This window comes from Pedobacter sp. FW305-3-2-15-E-R2A2 (assembly GCF_038446955.1).
Taxonomy (GTDB): Bacteria; Bacteroidota; Bacteroidia; order Sphingobacteriales; family Sphingobacteriaceae; genus Pedobacter.
Window position 1 is genome coordinate 7,278,712 of the sequence record NZ_CP151803.1, and the last position, 22,483, is coordinate 7,301,194.

The 22,483-nt window shown below is 42.8% G+C and carries 24 protein-coding genes; 16 read left to right on the forward strand and 8 right to left on the reverse strand.

Annotation, left to right across the window (positions count from 1 at the left end):
* Positions 1-109 precede the first annotated feature (109 nt).
* The 3 genes from AAFF35_RS29685 (at position 110) to AAFF35_RS29695 (ending at position 1,608) form a co-directional block, all read left to right on the forward strand.
* A complete protein-coding gene (locus AAFF35_RS29685; RefSeq protein WP_342330068.1) occupies positions 110-445 on the forward strand; it encodes a tRNA-binding protein in 336 nt (111 codons plus the stop codon).
* Entirely contained in the window at positions 446-919 is a 474-nt protein-coding gene (locus AAFF35_RS29690) for a nucleoside deaminase (protein WP_342330069.1), read from the forward strand.
* A gap of 83 nt (positions 920-1,002) precedes the next feature.
* A complete protein-coding gene (locus AAFF35_RS29695; RefSeq protein ID WP_069378387.1) occupies positions 1,003-1,608 on the forward strand; it encodes a superoxide dismutase in 606 nt (201 codons plus the stop codon).
* Positions 1,609-1,680: 72 nt separating this feature from the next.
* Here the strand turns inward: AAFF35_RS29695 and AAFF35_RS29700 are convergent, their stop codons facing one another.
* Positions 1,681-2,613: a hydrogen peroxide-inducible genes activator gene (locus AAFF35_RS29700; protein ID WP_342330070.1), complete on the reverse strand. Its 933-nt coding sequence runs from the start codon at positions 2,611-2,613 to the stop codon at positions 1,681-1,683.
* 171 nt (positions 2,614-2,784) lie between these two features.
* Between AAFF35_RS29700 and AAFF35_RS29705 the strand changes: the two genes are divergently transcribed.
* Positions 2,785-3,012, forward strand: a complete 228-nt coding sequence (locus AAFF35_RS29705) for a hypothetical protein (RefSeq protein ID WP_342330071.1) — start codon at positions 2,785-2,787, stop codon at positions 3,010-3,012.
* 55 nt (positions 3,013-3,067) lie between these two features.
* Here AAFF35_RS29705 and AAFF35_RS29710 read toward each other — a convergent pair whose 3' ends face one another.
* Positions 3,068-4,012 carry a GDP-L-fucose synthase gene (locus AAFF35_RS29710; protein ID WP_342330072.1) on the reverse strand — a complete coding sequence of 315 codons (945 nt, stop codon included), beginning with the start codon at positions 4,010-4,012 and terminating at the stop codon, positions 3,068-3,070.
* 95 nt (positions 4,013-4,107) lie between these two features.
* Between AAFF35_RS29710 and trmB the strand changes: the two genes are divergently transcribed.
* From trmB to AAFF35_RS29730, 4 genes are read left to right on the forward strand one after another with little or no spacing between them, the layout of a single operon-like run.
* Positions 4,108-4,758: a tRNA (guanosine(46)-N7)-methyltransferase TrmB gene (trmB, locus tag AAFF35_RS29715; RefSeq protein WP_342330074.1), complete on the forward strand. Its 651-nt coding sequence runs from the start codon at positions 4,108-4,110 to the stop codon at positions 4,756-4,758.
* A 24-nt stretch (positions 4,759-4,782) separates the two neighbouring features.
* Positions 4,783-5,109 carry an MGMT family protein gene (locus tag AAFF35_RS29720; protein WP_342330075.1) on the forward strand — a complete coding sequence of 109 codons (327 nt, stop codon included), beginning with the start codon at positions 4,783-4,785 and terminating at the stop codon, positions 5,107-5,109.
* A gap of 46 nt (positions 5,110-5,155) precedes the next feature.
* Positions 5,156-5,497: a carboxymuconolactone decarboxylase family protein gene (locus tag AAFF35_RS29725; RefSeq protein WP_074611333.1), complete on the forward strand. Its 342-nt coding sequence runs from the start codon at positions 5,156-5,158 to the stop codon at positions 5,495-5,497.
* Positions 5,498-5,501: 4 nt separating this feature from the next.
* Positions 5,502-6,062 carry a DNA-3-methyladenine glycosylase I gene (locus AAFF35_RS29730; RefSeq protein WP_342330077.1) on the forward strand — a complete coding sequence of 187 codons (561 nt, stop codon included), beginning with the start codon at positions 5,502-5,504 and terminating at the stop codon, positions 6,060-6,062.
* A gap of 24 nt (positions 6,063-6,086) precedes the next feature.
* On the opposite strand, the gene AAFF35_RS29735 is transcribed toward AAFF35_RS29730, so the two are convergent.
* Positions 6,087-6,779 (reverse strand): hypothetical protein, encoded by a 693-nt coding sequence (locus AAFF35_RS29735; protein ID WP_342330078.1) that lies wholly within the window; start codon positions 6,777-6,779, stop codon positions 6,087-6,089.
* A 200-nt stretch (positions 6,780-6,979) separates the two neighbouring features.
* Between AAFF35_RS29735 and polA the strand changes: the two genes are divergently transcribed.
* A complete protein-coding gene (gene polA / locus AAFF35_RS29740; protein WP_342330080.1) occupies positions 6,980-9,796 on the forward strand; it encodes a DNA polymerase I in 2,817 nt (938 codons plus the stop codon).
* A 223-nt stretch (positions 9,797-10,019) separates the two neighbouring features.
* Here polA and AAFF35_RS29745 read toward each other — a convergent pair whose 3' ends face one another.
* The 5 genes from AAFF35_RS29745 to AAFF35_RS29765 form a co-directional block, all read right to left on the reverse strand.
* Positions 10,020-10,697: a metal-dependent hydrolase gene (locus AAFF35_RS29745; RefSeq protein WP_342330081.1), complete on the reverse strand. Its 678-nt coding sequence runs from the start codon at positions 10,695-10,697 to the stop codon at positions 10,020-10,022.
* 24 nt (positions 10,698-10,721) lie between these two features.
* Positions 10,722-11,027 carry a YbaB/EbfC family nucleoid-associated protein gene (locus AAFF35_RS29750; protein WP_124585973.1) on the reverse strand — a complete coding sequence of 102 codons (306 nt, stop codon included), beginning with the start codon at positions 11,025-11,027 and terminating at the stop codon, positions 10,722-10,724.
* Positions 11,028-11,166: 139 nt separating this feature from the next.
* The gene (locus tag AAFF35_RS29755) at positions 11,167-12,705 is read right to left on the reverse strand and encodes a DUF4394 domain-containing protein (protein WP_342330082.1); all 1,539 of its coding nucleotides are present in this window, start codon (positions 12,703-12,705) and stop codon (positions 11,167-11,169) included.
* A gap of 44 nt (positions 12,706-12,749) precedes the next feature.
* Entirely contained in the window at positions 12,750-13,829 is a 1,080-nt protein-coding gene (gene namA / locus AAFF35_RS29760) for an NADPH dehydrogenase NamA (protein ID WP_342330083.1), read from the reverse strand.
* Between the two features lie 50 nt (positions 13,830-13,879).
* The gene (locus tag AAFF35_RS29765; RefSeq protein WP_342330084.1) at positions 13,880-15,025 is read right to left on the reverse strand and encodes a M28 family peptidase; all 1,146 of its coding nucleotides are present in this window, start codon (positions 15,023-15,025) and stop codon (positions 13,880-13,882) included.
* A gap of 131 nt (positions 15,026-15,156) precedes the next feature.
* Between AAFF35_RS29765 and AAFF35_RS29770 the strand changes: the two genes are divergently transcribed.
* The 7 genes from AAFF35_RS29770 to AAFF35_RS29800 all read left to right on the forward strand — a co-directional run bounded on the left by AAFF35_RS29770 (position 15,157) and on the right by AAFF35_RS29800 (position 22,480).
* The gene (locus AAFF35_RS29770; RefSeq protein WP_342330085.1) at positions 15,157-16,359 is read left to right on the forward strand and encodes an FAD-dependent oxidoreductase; all 1,203 of its coding nucleotides are present in this window, start codon (positions 15,157-15,159) and stop codon (positions 16,357-16,359) included.
* A gap of 140 nt (positions 16,360-16,499) precedes the next feature.
* Positions 16,500-17,066: a hypothetical protein gene (locus AAFF35_RS29775; RefSeq protein ID WP_342330086.1), complete on the forward strand. Its 567-nt coding sequence runs from the start codon at positions 16,500-16,502 to the stop codon at positions 17,064-17,066.
* 375 nt (positions 17,067-17,441) lie between these two features.
* Entirely contained in the window at positions 17,442-18,146 is a 705-nt protein-coding gene (locus AAFF35_RS29780; protein WP_074611323.1) for an N-acetyltransferase, read from the forward strand.
* 13 nt (positions 18,147-18,159) lie between these two features.
* On the forward strand, positions 18,160-19,353 hold the full coding sequence (gene argG, locus AAFF35_RS29785) for an argininosuccinate synthase (RefSeq protein ID WP_342330087.1): 1,194 nt from the start codon (positions 18,160-18,162) through the stop codon (positions 19,351-19,353).
* Positions 19,343-20,314: an N-acetyl-gamma-glutamyl-phosphate reductase gene (gene argC / locus AAFF35_RS29790; RefSeq protein WP_342330088.1), complete on the forward strand. Its 972-nt coding sequence runs from the start codon at positions 19,343-19,345 to the stop codon at positions 20,312-20,314. The genes argG and argC overlap by 11 nt, the downstream gene beginning before the upstream one ends.
* A 70-nt stretch (positions 20,315-20,384) precedes the next feature.
* On the forward strand, positions 20,385-21,521 hold the full coding sequence (locus tag AAFF35_RS29795; RefSeq protein ID WP_342330089.1) for an aminotransferase class III-fold pyridoxal phosphate-dependent enzyme: 1,137 nt from the start codon (positions 20,385-20,387) through the stop codon (positions 21,519-21,521).
* Positions 21,518-22,480, forward strand: a complete 963-nt coding sequence (locus AAFF35_RS29800) for an acetylornithine carbamoyltransferase (protein ID WP_342330090.1) — start codon at positions 21,518-21,520, stop codon at positions 22,478-22,480. Before AAFF35_RS29795 ends, AAFF35_RS29800 begins: the two co-directional genes overlap by 4 nt.
* Positions 22,481-22,483 lie beyond the last annotated feature (3 nt).

The following is a 22,483-nucleotide window of genomic DNA, read 5'->3' on the forward strand; positions in this document are numbered from 1 at the left end:
CGGATCATTTCGGAAATATAAGAACTACCGATCCAATGATTGGATTTTAATTTAAGGACCGACCTTGGATAAAACATGGAATTTTGCCGATAAATTGTATTTTTAGCGCATGGAAGAAATTAATTGGAATGATTTTGAGAAGGTCGAGCTTCGTGCGGGGACCATCCTGGAGGTCTTCGATTTTCCGGAAGCAAGAAAACCAGCTTATAAAGTAAAAGTAGATTTCGGCGATCTTGGTGTAAGAATGAGCAGTGCTCAGATCACAAAACACTATTCAAAAGAAGAACTGGTAGGAAAACAGATCGTTGGTGTGGTCAACTTTCCTAAAAAACAAATTGGAAAATTCATGTCTGAATTCCTGGTGACAGGTTTTGCGGATGAAAATGGAGATATTGTATTAACGGCTTTAAATGGTACTGTGCCAAACGGCAGTAAATTGTGTTAAATGAGTTATTATAATTTTTCAGAAGAAAATAGTCCGGTAGCTGAGGACGAGCATTACATGCGGCTGGCTTTACAGGAAGCACAAAAAGCCTACGATTCAGAAGAGATTCCGATTGGGGCGATTGTGGTGTGTAAAGGAAGGATTGTTGGCCGTGGACATAACCTGACAGAGCAGTTGAACGATGTGACGGCCCATGCCGAGATGCAGGCCTTTACGGCAGCTTCTCAAACATTAGGCGGTAAATACTTAAAAGAATGTACTTTGTACGTGACTATTGAGCCCTGTGTGATGTGCGCAGGAGCCAGTTACTGGACACAAATCGGTCGGTTGGTATATGGTGCTACCGAGCCGAAAAGAGGTTTTACCTCAAAGAACAGTCAGCTGCTTCATCCAAAAACCGAACTGATCGGAGGGGTGCTGGCAACAGAGTGCGGAGCCCTGATGACGCGTTTTTTTGCGAATAAAAGAGGCTAAACTTGACAAAGTATTGAACAAAAATTAACGTTTGAATGTTATCTTTGTGTTAGAAATAAGTTTTAACCTTAAAATAAAATAATATGGCTTTTGAATTACCTGCGTTACCTTACGCAACAGATGCACTAGAACCGCATATTGATAAACTTACCATGGAAATTCACCACGGTAAACATCACCAGGCATACGTTACCAACTTAAATAAAGCTTTAGAAGGCAAAGCAGAAGCTAGCCAAAGCATTGAAGAAATTGTTAAAAACATCTCTAAGTTTCCTGCAGCGGTAAGAAACAATGGTGGTGGTCACTATAATCACTCTTTATTCTGGGAAGTTCTTGCTCCAAACAAAGGTGGTGAGCCTAAAGGAGAATTGGCAGAAGCAATCAATGCTGCTTTTGGATCTTTTGCAGACTTCAAAACTAAATTTGCTGAAGCTGGTGCAACCCGTTTCGGTTCAGGATGGGCTTGGTTAATCGTTACTGCTGATAATAAATTAGCGGTTACTTCTACGCCAAACCAAGACAATCCATTAATGGATATCGCTGAAGTAAAAGGTACTCCGGTATTGGGTATGGACGTATGGGAACATGCTTACTACTTAAAATATCAAAACAGACGCCCTGATTATATTTCAGCTTTCTGGAATGTAGTAAACTGGGATGCTGTTGCTGAACGCTTCAAAAAAGCATAACTAAGCAATCTTAAACAAAGAAAGCCTGTGAGTTCATCACAGGCTTTCTTTGTTTATGGTTTTTTCAGCGATTTAAAGGCCTACCACATCTTTTCTCTTCTTCTGCTTCATCGTCTTTGGAATAATGGCCAAGATCTCTTCTTTTAATGCATTGAGCATTCTTTTCTTAATGAAGTTCTTATGGGTAATCAGACTGATTTCCCGAACAGGTTCAGGAGATCTGAAATAACGGACTTTGCTCAGCTGCTTGTTGGTTAGTTCCGCCAAAGCCAGTTCTGGTAAAAGCGTAGCTCCATTATTTACATCTACCATCCGGATCAGCGTTTCTACGCTGCCGGTGTTATAAGTCAGGCCCTGAAGGCGGTTGTCTTTGGTGGAACGGCAGATGTTTAATACCTGCGAGCGCATACAGTGTCCTTCATTTAACAACCAGATATTTTCATCTTCCAGGTCATTGGCATCTATGGTTTTCTTTTTAAAAAGCTTACTGTTTTTACTGATATAGGTCACAAAGTTCTCGTAATACAATGGAAGCTCGGCGATGTTATTGTCGGCAAGGGGTGTGGCCAATATGCCGCAATCTAAAACACCTGTTTTCAAGTGATGGATAATGTCTTCGGTGGTGTATTCCCAGATCAGTAACTTGAGGTCAGGAAATTTTTCCATCATTCCGGAGATCACTTTTGGGAGGAGGTAAGGAGCTACGGTAGGGATAATGCCTACTTTTAATTCCCCTACTACATCCTGTTGTTGACTGCTGATGATCTCTTTGATCTTTTGACTTTCCTGGAGTACCATTCTTGCCTGTTCAATAACCTGGGCGCCAATCTCAGTAGGAATAACAGGTTGCTTGCTGCGGTCAAAGATTTTTACGTTCAGCATTTCTTCCAGTTTTTGCACTTGCATGCTTAAGGTGGGTTGGGTCACAAAACACTTTTCTGCGGCACCAACGAAGCTTCTGTAGGTATCTACTGCGACGATGTATTCCAGTTGAACTAAAGTCATATAGTTAAAGTTTATTTACTTCTACAAATGTATCAATTTTAACTATGATAGTTTCAGGGTTTGTGTCACAAAAATAGTATTCGATGATTTTGGAGCTTATATCTTTTTGGTTTAAAAAATAAGCTAAATTGTGTTGTAATCAACTAATTGTTAACTAACCAGGCTGTAATAATGAAAAAAGAAAACTTTAATGAAAAACAATTGTTGTCCCGAAAGGACATGAAAGAGGTGTTGGGCGGAGATCCTGGAGTAACAGATAGGGTTTGTCCTGAAGGTCAGTATAAACATTATTGCCCGGGAGGGTTTATTGGAGAAGATGGCGTCTGTCAGCACATTAACGTCCCATTGTGTAGAGGCGGCGGTGGTGTTATCGGTCCTGAACCAGGGACAACTACCTAAAATAAAAATCCCCTCAACATGTTGAAGGGATTTTTTATTTTATATGAGCATTGCGCTACAGCGCGGGACTTTCCTGTTGTTTGCTTAGGAAATCCTGATAGGCAAGCTGAATGCCTTCTTCCAGTTCTATCCGGTGCTTCCAGCCAAGATCGTGTAGCTTGGAAACATCCATTAATTTTCTTGGTGTGCCGTCAGGCTTACTGTTATCGAAAGTCAGGGCGCCTTCAAAGCCAACTATTTTTTTAACAAGTAAGGCCAGGTCCTTTATGCTAAGGTCATGCCCGGTTCCGATATTCAGAAAGCCACCCTCATTAAAGTTCTGCATCAGAAAATAACAGGCTTCTGCAAGGTCATCGGCAAAGAGGAACTCCCTTAACGGAGATCCGGAACCCCAGATGCTCACCTCCGCCAATCCATTTTCTTTGGCTTCATGAAACCTGCGGATCAGTGCGGGTAAAACATGAGAATTTTGCGGGTGGTAGTTGTCGTTATATCCGTATAAATTGGTCGGCATCACTGAAATGAAATTGCAATTGTATTGTGCCCTGTAGGCATCACACATTTTAATTCCTGAAATTTTTGCAATGGCATAAGGCTCATTGGTCTCTTCCAGTAATCCGGTAAGGAGGTATTCTTCTTTTAAGGGCTGAGGAGCCAGTTTAGGATAAATACAGCTGGAACCTAAAAACATTAATTTTTTAACCCCGGTTTTGTAAGCCTGGTGGATGACATTATTCTGGATAGAAAGGTTCTCAAACAGAAAATCAGCCCGGTAAGTGTTGTTGGCGACAATGCCTCCCACTTTTGCTGCGGCTAAAAACACGTATTCCGGCTTTTCGGCTTCAAAGAAATCCGTTACGGCCTGCTGATTGCGTAAATCAAGTTCAGAAGATGTTCTGGTCAGCAGATTGGTGTACCCTTCCTTAACCAGCTTCCTGTAAATTGCCGAACCTACCATACCTCGGTGACCGGCTACATATATTTTTGCGTTCTTTTCCACTTAGAGATTCTATTATACCTGCAAAAATACGAAATAGTTAGCATCATCTTTAAGAGACTGATTTAATTGTATTTTTGCATAAAAATATTTTAGTAGTGGGTAAAGATAAATTAAGAAAATTTGCAGAGATAGATACTTTTTCCAATGTATACCAGATGGAAGAAGGAAAGGTTCTGCAAGGCAAATGGGCTTCTGAGCATTTTAAAAATGAAGCACCAATCGTATTGGAATTGGCTTGTGGTAAAGGAGAATATTCCGTAAATATGGCTAAGTTTTTTCCGGAAAAGAACTTTATAGGGATTGATCTAAAAGGAAACCGCATCTGGAGAGGGGCAAGAACCGGAGTAGATGAAAATATAAACAACCTGGCCTTTCTAAGAATTCAGATTGAAGACATTGCAGAATACTTTGGAAAAGGAGAAGTAGACGAGATCTGGATTACTTTCCCGGATCCTCAGCCGCAGGATAGCAGAGAAAAGAAAAGGCTGACGTACGACCGCTTTCTGGACATGTACAAAACCTTTTTAAAGCCGGGTGGAAAGATCAACCTGAAAACAGACAATGATGGTTTATATGCTTATACAGTTGAGAAAGTCGCAGAACTGAATTTAATCTGCCATAAGAAAACGGACCATCTGTATACTTCCGAATTCTATGATGACGTTTTAAAAATCAAAACACATTATGAGCGGATTTACCTTAAACACGATAAAAATATCAACTATATTCAGTTCTCTTTTGAATAATTAACCTATAAAAAGGATCCCGATATGGAGCAATCATTTTACGACCAGGTTTTTGAATTGGTAAGGCTGATTCCTAAGGGAAGAGTTTCTTCCTATGGTGCCATTGCCAAAAGTTTAGGTGCCGGTGGCTCTGCCCGCATGGTGGGCTATGCCATGAGCAATGCCGGAGCAGCACATCCGCCTATCCCCGCCCACAGGGTGGTCAACAGCAGTGGCTTACTCACCGGTAAATTTCATTTCAAAACACCGGAGCTGATGCAGGAATTGCTGGAAGCCGAGGGAATCGTGGTTAAAAATGATAAAGTGCAGAACTTTAGAGCGCTGCTCTGGAATCCTTTACTGGAGTTATAAGCGGGACAGCTTAACTGCATAAACAGAACTTACTTACAATTTTAATATGGGCAAATTAGTAGAAGAATTTAACGACTATCGGACTAAAATGAACGATAGGATCATGGAAACCTCGAATACCAATATCAAGCGCTTCTTCGCTTTGGATACCACGACTTATGCTGAGGGTGCCCTGAATGTGAAGACGAAAGAGATGCTCGGACTGGTAGCCTCTATGGTTTTGCGTTGTGACGATTGCATTAAGTATCACCTGGAAAAATGTTTCCATGAAGGAGTGAGTAATGCCGAAATTAATGAAGTTTTTATGATCGCCAACCTGGTAGGTGGTTCAATAGTGATCCCTCATTACAGAAGAGCTGTAGAGTATTGGGACGAACTTAGTCTTTAAGGTTATGGAAGAGGTAATCAGATGCGGATGGTGCGGTACAGATCCGCAGTACATCAAATATCATGACGAAGAATGGGGAAAGCCAGTTTATGATGATAAGACCTTGTTCGAGTTTTTAATTCTTGAAGGTGCTCAGGCAGGACTCAGCTGGATTACCATCCTCAGAAGAAGGGATGGCTATAGAACTGCTTTTGCTGATTTTGACGTGCAGAAAGTAGCTGCCTTTACGGAGGCCGACGAAGAACGTTTAATGAACGATACAGGCATCATCAGAAATCGCCTGAAAGTGAAGGCCGCCATTAATAATGCCCGGCTTTTCATCGCGATACAAAAGGAGTTTGGCACTTTTTCTGATTATATCTGGGGCTTTCTTCCCGATAGGAAGCCAATTGTCAATATCCGGGCTTCCCTTGGAGAAGTACCTGCCCGTACGGAAATTTCAGATGCCATCAGTAAAGACATGAAAAAACGTGGGTTTAAGTTCTTCGGAACAACCATCTGCTATGCACATATGCAAGCCACAGGTATGGTGAACGACCATATTGAAGGCTGTATCAGTAAATAAATGGTAGAGCCATATTATTAATGGTTATTTATGCACGGCATTATAAGCAGTAACAAAGGCCCTGATCAGCTTTCCATCAAAGCTTTCTGTGGCCTTTATTCTTTCTGCAAGATCCTCATCATTGCTGAGTTTTTGTAGCAGGATATTTTTAATATGCTGGTTCTTTCCTTCAGCGTTTCCGCCTTCAACAGGAAGTTCTGACATGGGGCCGGTACCTATTTTCTCTAAGAAAAATGCAGTAGGCATCACCCGTCTAACCGGTGCTTCCTGACGGTTGCGACCTCCGCCAATGCTGATTCCGCCGCCAACACCAACTCCACCAAAACCACCGCTTCCAGCTCCGATTCCAATACTGGGCGTAATCCGGCGCCTTTTAGGTTCGGGAATGTCTACGCCGGTACTTCCTCCAATTGCATACAGGTTAACGGCACCCTGTTCCAGTATTTTAAAGAAACGGTGCTCCATTTTCTTTTTGATCACGATAGGCTTGCTGACATAAGTCTCCCCATTCCACACAAATTCCTGAATGTCGGTGGCCTTATATTGTACAACCGATTCATCATCTTTAGTGAGGATCACCGTGGCATAATCTGTTGCCTGTATGGTTCCCCTAAGGAAATTCCCCGGCGAAATCACCACAATGTCCTGTGCTTTTAACCCAATTGCGGCAATCAGCAGCAACAGGACTAGCTTAAATGTTTTTAGGGCAGTCATCATGCTCAAATAACGGAAATTATTTGCTGTTGTTATGGATAATGACAAACAATTATTTAAGTATTAGTACCTTTATCCGAAGCCATGGGTTGCGGCCTGAAATCTTCATTAAGCCCCTTCGGTTGGCGGCGGGGATCTGATGAAAAGTAAGTTAACAGCCCCGGGGTAATTTAAATTGTAATACAAAAAAACAATATATACTGATGAAAAAACTTTTTCTTCTTGACGGCATGGCGCTTATCTACAGGGCGCATTTTGCATTGAGTAAAAACCCTCGATTTACCTCCACAGGTATCAATACATCGGCTGTGATGGGTTTTGCAAACACTTTAATGGAAGTGCTTAAAAAAGAAAAACCAAGTCACATTGCGGTGGTTTTTGATACAGAAGCACCTACAGAAAGACATACTGATTTTGAAGCTTATAAAGCCCACAGACAGGCCATGCCGGAAGACCTTTCCGCAGCCTTACCATATGTCTTCAGGCTGATTGAAGGCTTTAACATTCCGGTCATCACTAAAGATGGATTCGAAGCCGATGACATCATTGGAACACTGGCCAAAGAGGGCGAAAAACAAGGTTTTCAGGTGTATTGTATGACTCCTGATAAGGATTTTGCGCAGTTGGTATCGGAGAACATCTTTATTTATAAGCCCGCCAGGATGGGCAATGAAATGGAAATCCTGGGCGTGGCAGAAGTGCTCGCTAAATGGGAAATTGAAAATGTACTCCAGGTTATTGATATCCTCGGCCTATGGGGAGATGCGGTCGACAATATCCCTGGAATCCCCGGAATCGGAGAAAAAACGGCAAAGTCACTGATCAAACAATATGGTTCGATGGAAAACATCATTGCCAATTCTCATGAGCTGAAAGGGAAACAAAGAGAGAATGTAGAAAACTTTGCCGAACAGGGAATGATCTCTAAAAAATTAGCAACGATCATTTTGGATGTTCCGGTAGAATTTAATCCGGATACCCTGATCCTGGAAGAACCAAGCAGGGAATTATTGGAGCCGCTATTTGCAGAACTGGAATTCAGAACGATTGGTAAACGTGTTTTTGGAGAAGGATTCAATGTAAATGAGGCCAAAGGAACAGGCTCACAGCAAATCGATCTGTTCGGCAACGCAGTGGCAGAGCCTGTTAAAGTAAAAACGGCCACATTTGTATCCGCCCCATCCTTGTTTGATGAATCTGAACCTTTTAAGACGATAGAAAATATTCCACATGATTATCGCCTGGTGGATACTGCTGAGCTTCGCAAATCGCTTATTGCGCATTTAGAGCAGCAGGAAAGTATCTGTGTAGATACAGAAACAACAGGTACCGATGCGAATCTCGCCGAATTGGTGGGATTGTCTTTTAGTACAAAACCGGGAGAAGGATATTATATTCCTTTGTCGGCGGATATGGCTGAAGTACAACCAATCCTGGAGGAGTTCAGGTCCGTGTTGGAGAATGAAAATATTGCCAAAATCGGTCAGAATATCAAATATGACATCCTGATCCTGAAATGGTATGGCATCTCTGTGAAAGGAAAATTATTTGATACGATGCTTGCCCATTACCTGATCGACCCTGATACCAGACACAATATGGATGTGTTGTCTGAAAACTATTTGGGCTATACTCCGGTGTCCATTACCAAACTGATCGGACCAAAAGGAAAGAACCAGGGAAATATGAGGGATGTTCCGGTAGAACAAGTCGTCGACTATGCTGCGGAAGATGCAGATGTAACCTTGCAGCTGGCCAACGTTTTCAGGCCAATGCTGAAAGAATTGAATGCCGAAGAGCTGGCCAGGGATGTAGAAAATCCATTGGTGTATGTATTGGCAGATATTGAAAAAGAGGGTGTTAAAATTGATATAGAGACGTTAATCAACTATTCTAAAGAGCTGGAAACAGACATCAGAAAGTTTGAACAGAACGTTTATGACAAATGTGGCGTCACTTTTAACCTGGCCTCGCCAAAGCAATTGGGAGAAGTGCTGTTTGATAAACTTCAACTGGACCCTAAAGCAAAGAAAACCAAGACCGGACAATACCAGACCGGAGAAGATGTATTATTGGCATTGGCACATAAAAGTGATATTGTAAAGGATATATTGGATTTCCGCCAGTTACAGAAACTGAAATCGACCTATGTTGACGCACTTCCGTTGCTGGTGAATCCTAAAACGGGAAGGGTACATACCAGCTATAACCAGGCTGTTGCTGCAACAGGCAGGTTGAGTTCTAATAATCCGAACCTGCAAAACATTCCGATTCGCAGTGATCGTGGTAGAGAAGTGCGTAAGGCCTTTATTCCAAGAGATGAAAACCATGTGTTGCTTTCTGCGGATTACTCTCAGATAGAGCTTCGTATCATTGCGGACATTAGTAAGGAAGAGAATATGCTGGATGCTTTTAGTAAAGGGATCGATATTCATACCGCAACTGCTGCCAGAGTTTATGGAATTACCATTGAAGAAGTAACGCCTAACCAAAGAAGAAACGCAAAAGCGGTAAACTTTGGAATCATTTATGGTCAGTCTGCTTTTGGTCTTTCTCAGAACCTGGGTATCCCAAGAAAAGAAGCTGCGGAGATTATAGAACAGTATTTTACGCAGTATCCGGGGATTAAACGATATATGTCTGATACGATGAACTTCGCCCGTGAAAATGGCTTTGTGGAGACGATTTTGGGAAGAAGAAGGTATTTGAGAGACATTAATTCTGCGAATCAGACGGTACGTGGTTTTGCAGAACGAAATGCGATTAATGCGCCAATACAGGGTTCAGCAGCGGATATGATTAAGGTGGCCATGATTAATATTCATAAGGATATTCAGGATCAGGGACTGCAATCGAAAATGACAATGCAGGTGCATGATGAGTTGGTGTTCGATGTGTTAAAGACAGAGGTTGAGGCGATGAAAAAGATCATTTCACATCGGATGAAAACAGCGATCAAGACGACGGTGCCTATCGAAGTGGAGATTGGCGAAGGGGTAAATTGGTTGGAAGCACACTAGTGTTTCAGGATCTTTTTCTTTCCTGATTACGTTTAAACTTCTTACTTAAAAAAGCATATATACTACTCGATTCTGGAATCTTTCGCCCTGAATAAGGGCAAAATTTCCTGGGAATCTCTTAGCATATATGCTTTTTTTTTTAAATCCTGCTCCTCCTTTGAAATTTCATAAAAGCAGGGGTTTTATTGCAGGATCTTTATTTATGATTTGAACCTTACATTCTTTAGAGATCGATTGTTGCTCCGATTGCAGGGAGTAACAAGATTTTATTTTCTCTTTGGAATTTGGCAATCGCTTCTTTGGTGTCGATTTCTATGACCGGGAAGGTATTGTAATGCACCCCGATTACTTTATCACAGTCAAAATATTTAGTCGCAATCAGGGCGTCGTCTACGTCCATCGTGTAATTTCCGCCGATAGGCAGAATGGCATAATCCAGGTTATAAAGTTCTGCAAGGAGTTTCATTTCGATCGTTAATGAGGTATCTCCTGCGAAGTAAATGGACTTTCCGGCAGTTTCCAGAACGAAGCCAGCAGGATTTCCTCCATAGCTTCCATCCGGCATAGAGCTGGAATGGGCCGCCCAAACCATTCTTAGTTTCCCGAAGTCGAACTTCTGAGGGCCATAATTCATGGAGTGCACATTGGTTACACCTTGTGTTTCTGCCCAATGAACAACCTCTGGCATGGCGATTACCAATGCGTTGGTTTGTTTTGCGATCGTTACCAGATCGGCAACATGATCACCATGACCATGGCTTACCAGGATATAATCGGCCTCAATGGTACTGATGTCGATATGTTTGGCAAGTGTATTTGGAGTGATAAAAGGATCGAAAAGAAACTTTTTGCCATCTGCTTCCAGCAGGAAGCAGGATTGTCCATAATAGGTATACTTCATGATGATGAGAATTAAGATTTAAAACTATTGACCGAACATTCCGCCAAGGCCACCTAGCATGTCTTTTGTTGCAGCCTGCATTTCTGTTGCAGAAACGATATCTGCCTGAGCAAGGGCCTTGTTGATGGCAGTAAGCAGGAGTTCTTCCACTTCTTCTTTGTCGGCTTGTTTGTAGAATTCTTCTTCAATCTCAATAGCAGTAATGGCTTTGTTTGCAGTAGCAGTAACGCGGATTGCACCACCTTCTACTTCAGCAAATACGGATACTGTATCTAATCTCTTTTTTATTTCATCGGCCTTTTGTTGTGCGGCCATTAATTTATCGAACATAATTTGTCTTTGTTACTTGTTATAAGATTAAACGAAATTAAGGCAAATTGGTTTAAAGAAATAAAATTGTTAAAAGATTTATACTTAAAAAGCCATATCCCGAAGGACATGGCTTTGCTCATAAGCAGGTGAAAATGAATTATAGTCCTAAGCCGACAGTCATTGCGGTAGTTGTTTTGGAAAAATCTCCAATAGCAGTGGCAACGCCGGTATTTAGGTTAATGGTGTATATTTTATGGAGGCCCCCAACGGTAAGGATTGCGTAGGCGGTTCCTGAAGCGCTTCCAATGTCAAAACCGTTTGTGCTTTCAGCATTTACACCCAGGCTTCCGACTTCCACTAAAGTGCCGTCATTTGGAGGCATTTGTTTGTAGAGCTTATCTGTTGCATGGTCGATGTCGAATAGGACCGTTTCTGTAGCGCCCTTAAAATTATTCGTGTAGGCTGCGGCACTTATAGCAGGGCTTCCTGGTTTCAGAATTCCATCTACAGCTACTACAGCGCCTGTTTCTGGATGCAGTCTAAGGTTCTGGCCGGTATTGCTGACGATGCGGATGCGGTCTACGGTAGGGTTGAAATCAAATCCAAAGCTACTGCCCAGAAGGGCTGTGGTTAACGTTCCGGCGCCAACTGATGTCAGGGCTCCTGTTGCTGCGTTGATCGTATATAAGCGACTTAGGCTTCCCAAGGCATAAATTTGTCCGTTTGCAGGTCTGAAGTCGATTCCTACTATACTTTCTGATGCAGCCAGACCAGTAATTGGTTTAGTTACTACAGTGGCTGGGCTCATGGGGTTAAAGATTAAAAAGTTGTTGGCGTTGTCTACAGCGTAAGCTACCGGATCTGTAGGGATGGCAATTCCTTCAATTGGGGTCGATATTGGGAATTTTCCTGTCAGGGTTGCTTTTCCTGTTTCCAGACTGATGGTATAAATGTTGGAAAGGCCATTTGTTGTCCCTGCGGCAAGGGCTTTGGTGTTGTCCGGAGAGATGTCGAAGCTGCTGCTGCTGCCGATTTCTACACCAAGACTGCCAATCTCGATTAGTTTTCCGTCGTTTGGAGGATCCTGTTTATATAGCTTTTTTGTGCTGATGTCAATATCGAAGAGGGTTGTTGATGATGCACCAGCTTTACTATTGGTATAAGCGGCGCCAGATACTACTGCATTGCTTACTCCATTGATGTTTCCATCAGTAGCCACTACTGCACCTGTTTCCGGATGTATTCTTAAATTTTGTCCGGTATTGGTAATTAACCTGATCCGATCTACAGTTGGGTTAAAGTCTATGCTCGCTGTCGTACCGGCAAGTGTCGGACTGAATCCAGTTCCAATTGCTCTCGCAGCACCATTTAACCGGATAACATATAGTTTGCTGGCATTGCTGACCCCATATAGTTCTCCTGTGGCAGGACGAAAATCAATACTTAATATTTTTTCAGTTCCCGGTAATCCGGAGATGGAGACAGAAGAAATGGATTTACTGACATCCTTGGCGTTGAACTTTAAAAGAGTATTATTGGATAAAGCATAGAACTCCAGATCGGGGCCAGATAAAGGAACTTCCGGGTCCGGGTTATTATTTCTGTCTTTTTTACAGGAGCTGATGATAGTGCTGAGCAGGAGGAGGACCAAAAGAAGTTTCGGCAAGCGGGATCCCCGTAAGTCAAGGTTTTTCATAGGTAGGCGTTTTAGTTAGGAATTACCTTGACTTACGAAATCTTTTACTGTCTGGTTTTTCTGGGTTTCGCCCTTTCGTATTGTTCAGGCCAGAGAATGTCTTCTTCCAGTTCCTGTGCAGCGTGTAAGGGAAAATAAGGGTCTCTAAGCAGTTCTCTGGCCAGAAAAATGAGGTCTGCCTGTTGCTTTTGCAGGATTTCTTCCGCCTGTTGTGCTTCTGTAATCAGGCCGACCGCTCCCGTGAGGACACCTGTCTCCTGTTTTATCGATGCCGCAAAAGGAACCTGGTAACCCGCAGATACCGGGATTTGCTGCTGAACAGCCAGTCCGCCGGAGGAGCAGTCAATCAGGTCAACACCTTTTTCCTTCAGGATTTTTGAAAGGAGAATGGAATCCATGGGTGTCCATCCGCCTTCTGCCCAGTCGGTGGCGGAGATGCGGACAAATAATGGCTGGTCGGCAGGCCATACTTGCTGAACATTTTCGATGACTTCCAGGAGGAGGCGGATCCTGTTTTCAAAAGATCCTCCATATAGATCATTTCTTTGATTGCTTAAAGGAGAAAGAAATTGATGGATCAGGTACCCATGGGCCGCATGAATTTCTATCACCTGATATCCGGCTTTCCAGGCTCTTTTTGCGGCAGCTTTAAAATCTGATTTGACTTTTTCTATACCAGAGCCGTCCAGGGCAAAAGGTGCTTCATCACCTTCATGAAAGGGGATCGGACTGGGAGCGAAGGATTTATAGCCGCCTTCTTTTTCTGGATTTTGGCGGCCGCCTTTCCAGGGCGCAAGGAAACTGGCTTTTCTTCCGGCATGTGCCAACTGTATCCCTGCAACAGCACCATTTGCCTGTATAAAAGTGGTGATTCTTTGGAGCATAGGAATGTGGTCGTCTGTCCAGATCCCGAGATCTTCGGTCGTAATTCTGCCTTCAGGTGATATGGCACTTGCTTCCTGGATCACCAGGCCGGCACCACCTATGGCCCTGCTTCCCAGGTGAACCAGATGCCAGTCGGTCGCAAACCCTTCTTCGGCAGAGTACTGGCACATCGGGGAGACCACAATTCTATTTTTTAAGCGGACGTTTTTGATTTGTATTGGGGAGAATAAGAGGGACATGGTTGTTTTTTATAGAAAAACAACGGTTTGGTGGATTTGTTTCTCCGGCCTTATTTCATGAGGCCCTTATAGAAATCGAGAAACAAGCTGAAAAGGTCTTTATATTCGGTGAAGGGCAGGGTTTTAGCGAGGTCATTAACATCATGATAGGCACTGATTCCCCCCTGGGTATAAATGAAGAATGCCGGAACTCCTTTTTCTGTGAAAAAATAATGATCGCTGTTGGCTGCTTTGCCTCTTGGGTTTATTTTAACAAGGTATTTATTGCTGTCGTTGAGCTGTTGGAGCAACGTGAATTCTTTGGGATGAATACTGGCATTGACAACGGTTATGCCCGTTTCTCCGGTACCTACCATATCCACATTGGTCAGGAATTTGATTTTTCCGAGATCAAGCAGTGGGTGTTCCGTGAAATATTTTGATCCTGCAAGGCCATTCTCCTCTCCGGCAAAGCAAATAAAGGCAATGCTGTAAGGTTGAGGATGCCGGGCATAATGCTGAGCCAGGGTCATTAAAAAGGAGATGCCACTGGCATTGTCGTTGGCTCCGGGGAAGTATACCTCCGAGCCCATTCCACCGAGGTGATCGTAATGGGCGCTGAGCAGGAGGATAGAATCTGGTTTTGAGGTTCCTTTTACGATGCCACAGATATTGGCTGCCTGAAATTCCGGGTTAAATTGATTTTCTATACTTAGTTCGATGGTTTCAGGTTTGCCTGATATGGCCGTTTTGAGAACCTCTATGCCGGTATAATCTGCTTGCTCCGGAGCAACAGACCAGGTCAGCTTGTCTTTCAGAACGAGGATGATCCGTTTTTCCGGATTGATAAAAGTGATGCTGTCTTTTTGAAATAATTGCCCTTGTCCGTTCTCACCCTTGCTCTCTGGCATCACGATGAAATCTTTTCCGGGAATCAAAGCCTTTCCATTGAGGCTGAGGGACATCTTGCCGGGAAAGGTATTGGCAGGATAGCTGAAAGGTTGTTTAAACGTTTTTCCATCCATCGGGCTTAAGCCGTAAGTTTTAAATGAAGCACTGATAAAATCTGCCGCCTTACTCATTCCGTTTTTGGTATATCCCCGGCCCCACATTGTTTTTGAGGTTAGCGTATCCAGCAACGCCCTTGCCGTTTGGATGTCCTGCGATAAAGCGGATGCGCTAAGTGCCATAAAACAGATCAAGAAGTACTTTCTCATAGGAATGGAAGTGTTTTCCTCATCGGAGGATTCGTTAAATCGTAAATATATAGAATTGAAATCTGTTGATGATTAAAACAGATGGGTAAAAATCTTGTTATTGGAGGTACTTGTACACTTAAACCCTTTCTATGGATATTCGCTCAAATGAGCCGTTTTGGCTGGTTAAAAATGGATTGTTGCATACTTATCCTTCTCTTAGAGACCATCTGACCTGCGACATCCTTATTGTAGGTAGTGGAATAACAGGGGCTTTGATGGCCCATTCATTTATAGAGAAAGGTTACGATACGGTGTTGATTGATAAACGGGAAATCGCGAATGGAAGCAGTTCCGCTACGACTTCCATGTTGCAGTATGAGATCGATGTGCCCTTATATGAATTGATCGGGATGATCGGGGAGCAGGGCGCTGTTGCCAGCTATAAAGCCTGTCGGGATTCGATTGACAAGTTAAAGCAACTGGTTAAGGATATTGATTCACCATGTGGCTTTGAGCAGAAGGATTCTCTTTATTTTGCGAGCAAATCAAAAGATGTTAAATGGCTTAAAAAGGAGTTCGAAGCCCGTAAGCTTGTTGGATTTGAGGTGAAATGGCTGGAAAAAAAAGAAATTAAAGCAAAGTACGGACTGTTGACGGAGGGAGGGATCTTGTCTACAGATGGGGGCAGTGTAGATGCTTTTTGTCTGGCCCATGACCTGCTTCATTATAATGCTAAAAAGGGACTTCGTGTTTTTGATAAGACAGAATTGAAAAAAGTGAAACATGAGAAAGAGAAGGTCCTGGCGGAGACGGACACAGGTGCAGTCATCACTGCCGGAAAAATAGTCTATTGTACCGGATATGAGACGCAGGCGATGCTTCCAGAGAAGATTGTAGCCTTGAAGAGTACTTATGCGATGGTTAGTGAGAAGAATAACGCTTTACCTCCATCAATTTCAAGCACCCTGTTCTGGAATACGGATGCCCCGTATCTCTATATGAGAACGACTGCTGATGGTCGCTTGCTGGTAGGGGGAGAAGATGAAAACTTTAGGAATGCTTTGCGCAGAGATGCGTTATTGGGGCGAAAAAAGGATAAGCTGGTCAAGACCGTTAAAAAGTTTTTGCCGGAGCTCAGCTTTATCGAGGATTTCTGCTGGTGTGGTACTTTTGGAGAGACCAAAGATGGGCTGCCCTATATCGGGGCACATCCAAAGTTCCCGAATTCTTACTTTGTATTGGGTTTTGGAGGCAACGGCATCACCTTTTCTGTGATTGGAATGGACATCATTCCTGAAATGATCAAAGGGCGCCCCGGATTATTGTCTCATTATTTCAGGTTTGGCAGGTAATGTGTTGTAAATTAGCTGTTAAGATATTGCGTTTTAATTTTTTTTACGTGTTTTCTCAGGTGAAAAATTAATGAAGACTTAATATCTTGTGCCGTTATTTTTTAATGTGAAACCTATTTTTGAATTAAAATACCCAAACCATGAACAAGCAATTTTTAAGACTATCAATCGTAGCGTTAGGCATGCTTAGTTTTGCCTCCTGCAAGAACAAAGACAAAAAAACAGGAGAAACTGCAGATACTACTGCGCTGACTCAGACCACAGCACCTGCAGCAACGACTACACCTGCGCCTGTAGGGAATGAGCCTTTAAGTTATATCATTACCGCATTTCCGGATTCTGCACTTTTGGGTAAGAAAAACGAAGCGCTGGTTAAAATTCTTGAGAGTAAAGCGGTTGCACTACAGGATGCCGATGGAAAAGCCGATGGGATGGAAGTAACCATAAAGCTGACAGTAACGAATAAAAGTACGGTAGGTAAAGAGACATTTTTCTCTGTTAATTACTCTGATGCAAGGTTACAGCTGGATAACAACACTGCTGTCGCCGCGACGAATGGAAGTGGGTCTGCCAATCCTGCACCGGAAACAACCTCTGAAGCGGAGTGGACCTTTAAGGTTCCTGCGAATGCTAAACCGAAGAAACTGAGTCTCTTTCTGGACCAGACCAGGGTAGCCGTCGACCTCAAGGTCGAAGAAAAGAAATAACCGGAAAACCTGCTGTTTACACAGCAGGTTTTTTTTTGAACAATTTTTCACCAAATAATGTAAAAAAATAAAAAACATATTGCACAACTCAATATTTATTTAAACCTTTGCGGCTCAACTATTTTAAAGAATTATTAGATACAGAAAATGATCAAGCAAATCACACATAAACTTTCTATTTTAGAAGCAAAGAATATTGCTTCCGAAAGTCTGTTTATTGAACGCTTGCGACCCGTATTTTTTGTAACCACTAATCGGCAAAATTACACGCCACGGATTTGAGTAAACACTGAGCAGCAACTCAGCACATTTCCTTAGAGGATTGCCTCTTAAAAAACAATTAATCAGAACATTTATTTTTTCGTTAACCTATTAATGAATATAAACGATTTTATAGTGCAGGTTGCACTTCCTGAACATCGTGTCTTTGCAGAAGAAATCTGTGAAGAAATGGCCGAATCGGCGAAAGCACGTGGTACAGGTATCGCTAAACGCTCTCCGGAGTACGTTGCAGGTAAAATTTCCGATGGAAAGTCTGTTATAGCTTTCCATAAAGATGGAACCTGGGCAGGTTTCTGTTATATTGAAACCTGGAGTCATGGACAATTTGTGGCCAACTCTGGCCTCATTGTTAGTCCGAAGTTCCGAAAGGCGGGACTGGCACATGCCATCAAAGAAAAAATCTTCGAACTTTCCAGACAAAAATATCCAAAGGCAAAAATCTTTGGTTTGACTACAGGTCTGGCGGTGATGAAGATCAATTCTGATCTTGGCTATGAGCCGGTTACGTATTCAGAGCTTACCCAGGATGAAGATTTTTGGAAAGGTTGTCAGAGTTGTGTGAACTTTGAAATCCTGACGATGAAAGAGCGGAAAAATTGCATGTGTACGGCAATGCTGTACGATCCTGCAACACAGAAGCATGATGTCGCCAAGAAATTTGCAGAAGAACTGGAGAAGAAGCCAAAGTTGTATGAGCGTTTTATGCGCATCAAGCAAAGATTGGTGTTAAAGCCTAAGCCTTCGGGTAAGGGGGGATTAAAAACCCTGTTATTATTGTTTACATTTTTATTTAAATAGCTGTTATTTTAAGATGAAGAAAAAAGTTGTTTTAGCTTTTAGCGGAGGTTTAGATACTTCGTTTTGTTGTATTTATTTGGCCCAGGACCGTGGACTGGAAGTACATTCTGTGATCGTTAATACCGGTGGTTTTTCTGAGGAAGAGCTTCAGGAGATCGAGAAACGTGCTTATGCCTTAGGAGTAGCTTCTCATGCGGTAGTGGATGAAACTGCCAATTATTATGATGGCTGTATTAAATATCTGGTGTTTGGTAATGTATTAAAAAATGCAACCTACCCACTTTCTGTGAGTGCAGAACGTGTGAGCCAGGCAACGGCGATTGCCAATTATGTGAAGAATATTGGTGCGGATTATGTGGCACATGGAAGTACCGGTGCCGGAAACGACCAGGTACGTTTTGATATGATTTTTAACATCATCATTCCTAATGTAGAGATCATCACACCAATCAGAGATTTAAAATTATCCCGCGAAGCGGAAATAGAATATTTAGCTGCACATGGTGTAGAATATAGCGCTGAAAAAGCAAGATATTCCATCAATAAAGGTTTGTGGGGCACTTCAGTAGGAGGAAAGGAAACTTTAACTTCCAATGAAACACTGCCGGAAGAAGCATGGCCAACACAGGTATCTGTAACTGAGCCACGCAAACTTGAACTGACTTTTGAAAAAGGCGAACTGGTAGGTATCGACGGAGAGACTTTAGCTCCGGTAGCAGCCATTCAGAAATTACAAGCGATTGCTCAGCCTTACGGCATTGGAAGAGACATCCATGTTGGAGATACCATTATCGGAATTAAAGGTCGTGTAGGTTTTGAAGCAGCGGCTCCAATGGTGATTATCAAGGCTCACCATACTTTAGAAAAACATACTTTAACCAAATGGCAGCTTTCCTGGAAAGAGCAATTGGCTTCTTTCTATGGCAACTGGCTGCATGAAGGTCAGTTTCATGATCCGATCATGCGCAACATTGAATCATTTTTAGCAGATACTCAGAAAACTGTTAGCGGAAAGGTATTTGTAGAACTATTGCCTTACCGTTTCCAAATCATTGGTATTGAGTCTGCACACGACCTGATGAGCAATAAATTTGGCAGCTACGGCGAGATGAACAATGCATGGAGTGGTGAAGATGTGAAAGGTTTCTCTAAGATTTTTGGCAACCAGGTAATGATCTGGCACAAAGTGAACAGCAATGAAGATTAAAGCAGGAATCATTGGCGGTGCCGGATATACCGGTGGAGAAATGCTTCGATTGCTGGTCAACCATCCTTCGGTAGATATTGCTTTTGTACATAGCAACAGCAATACGGGCAACCTGATCTCTGATGTTCATACGGACCTTTTGGGAGATACAGACCTGCGTTTTACCGGAGAACTGTCTGATGATATTGATGTTTTGTTCTTATGCGTAGGACATGGCGATGCAAAGAAATTCTTAGCCGCCAATCCAATTGCAGCAGGTATAAAAATCATTGACCTGAGTCAGGATTTCAGACTAAAGGCAGCAGCAGGGGAAGATTGGGTATATGGCCTTCCTGAGTTGAACCGTGAACGCATCAAAACGGCAAATTTTATTGCCAACCCGGGTTGTTTTGCAACCTGCATTCAGTTGGGATTATTGCCGCTGGCCGCAAAAGGTTTGCTTAAAAACGAGGTGCACATCAATGCAACTACAGGCTCTACAGGAGCAGGTCAGAGTCTGGCCGCAACTTCTCATTTCAGCTGGCGCAACAACAACCTTTCTGTATATAAGGCTTTTGAACATCAGCACCTGAATGAGATTGGAGAAACTTTACTGCAACTGGATGCGAACTTTGATGAGGTCCTGAATTTTATCCCACAACGTGGAGATTTTACCAGAGGGATTCTTGCTGCAATGTATGTGGAAAGCGATCTGACTGCTGAAGAGGCACAGACCTTATACGAGGAGTATTATGCAGCACATCCTTTTACTCATGTGAGTAAAAAGAATATAGATTTGAAACAGGTGGTTAACACGAATAAAGGATTGGTTCACGTTGAAAAACATGGCAATAAACTTTTTGTAGTGAGCATCATTGATAATTTGTTAAAAGGGGCAAGCGGACAAGCGGTACAAAACATGAACCTGATTTTTGGACTGGAAGAGCGGCAAGGTCTGGCGCTTAAAGCAGCAGGATTTTAATCTACTGCTGTCCCGACAATGTTCGGAAACCGTTTTTAACCTTTTAATCAACAATTCAATCTCTAAAAAAATGAACTTATTCGACGTATATCCGTTAAACAATATAGAAATCGTTAAAGCTGCCGGCAGTACCGTTTGGGATGCTGAAGGTCAGGAATATTTGGACCTGTATGGTGGTCATGCTGTGATTTCAATCGGTCATACACATCCTCACTACGTGAAACGTGTAACCGATCAATTGAATAAAGTGGGCTTTTATTCTAACTCTGTGAAAATTCCTTTGCAGGTAGAACTGGCCGAAAAATTGGGTAAAGTATCCGGCAAAGCGGAATATCAGTTGTTCCTGTGTAATTCAGGCGCTGAGGCCAATGAAAATGCGCTAAAACTGGCTTCTTTCTATAATGGAAGGAAAAAAGTGATCGCTTTCAAAGGTGCTTTCCATGGCAGGACTTCTCTGGCCGTTTCTGCCACAGATAACCCTAAAATTATTGCTCCGGTTAATGAGACCGACAACATTGTCTTTCTTCCTCATAATGACGAAGCTGCGTTAGAACAGGCTTTTGCTTCCTTCGGAAATGAAGTGACGGCAGTAATTATTGAAGGAATTCAAGGTGTGGGTGGAATCAAAGAAGCCTCTGTTTCTTTCCTTCAGAAAATCCGCTCCCTTTGTGATCAGTACAATGCGCTTTACATTGCCGACAGTGTGCAGTGTGGTTATGGAAGAACAGGTAAGTTCTATTCTCATGACGAAGCGGGTGTTGATGCAGATGTTTATACCATGGCCAAAGGAATGGGAAATGGTTTTCCGGTAGCAGGAATCTCGATCGCTCCTAAGTTTAAACCATGGCATGGCATGTTGGGTACCACTTTTGGTGGAAATCACCTGGCTTGTGCAGCTGCATTGGCAGTATTGGAAATTATGGACCAGGATCAGCTGATGAAAAATGCAGCAGAAATTGGTACTTACCTGATCACTGAGCTGAAGAAAATTGAAGGGGTAACAGAAGTGAGAGGACGTGGCTTAATGATTGGTATTGAACTTCCTGAAAGCTTGTCGACCGTAAAGAAAGACCTGCTTTTTAAACACCATATCTTTACAGGAGAGGCTAAGCCGAATGTAATCAGACTTTTGCCAGCTTTAAATTTAAGCAAAGACCAGGCAGATCAATTTTTAAATCAGTTTAAAATTGCGCTAAATCAAAGATGAAACAGTTCACTTCAGTAAATGATGTTGAAGACATCAGCCAATTGGTAGCCGCCGCATTGGCCTTAAAAGAAAGCCCCTATGCACATCAAGATCTGGGTAAGAACAAAACCCTGGGTTTGGTTTTCCTTAATCCTAGTTTACGCACCCGTCTGAGCACCCAAAAAGCAGCATTGAATTTGGGAATGAATGTGATGGTGATGAACATGGACAAAGAAGGCTGGGCACTGGAAACTCAGGACGGTGTGGTCATGAACGGCACTACGGTAGAGCATATCCGCGAAGCTGCAGCCGTGATGGGACAGTATTGTGATGTATTGGGCTTACGTTCTTTCCCTAAGCTGATCAGCAGGGATGAGGATTATAACGAAGATTTCTTTAATAAGTTCATCCAGTATTGTGGCGTTCCTGTGGTCAGTCTGGAAAGCGCAACACGCCACCCTTTGCAAAGTCTGGCGGATTTGGTGACGATAAAAGAAACCTGGAAAGGGGCTGCAAAACCTAAGGTCGTATTGGCCTGGGCACCGCATATTAAAGCATTACCACAAGCAGTACCCAATTCCTTTTCTGAATGGATGTGCAGGGCACAGGCAGAAGGAATACTTGATTTTACCATTGTACAACCTAAGGGCTATGAGCTGAACGAAGATTTTACCCCGGGAGCCAACATCAGTCATAATATCGATGAAGCGTTGAAAGATGCGGATTACATCTATGTGAAAAACTGGTCCAGCTATAAGGAGTATGGAAAAGTACTCACTTATCCTGAAGGTTGGATGTTGACCAACGAACGGCTAAAGGCAACGAATGATGCGAAAGTAATGCATTGTCTGCCAGTTAGGCGCGACCTGGAGTTGTCATCAGAAGTCCTCGACGGACCAAACTCACTGGTGATACAGGAAGCGGGAAATCGGTTATGGGCTGCGCAGGCAGTGCTGAAAGAAGTACTGGAGAATTTATAAATT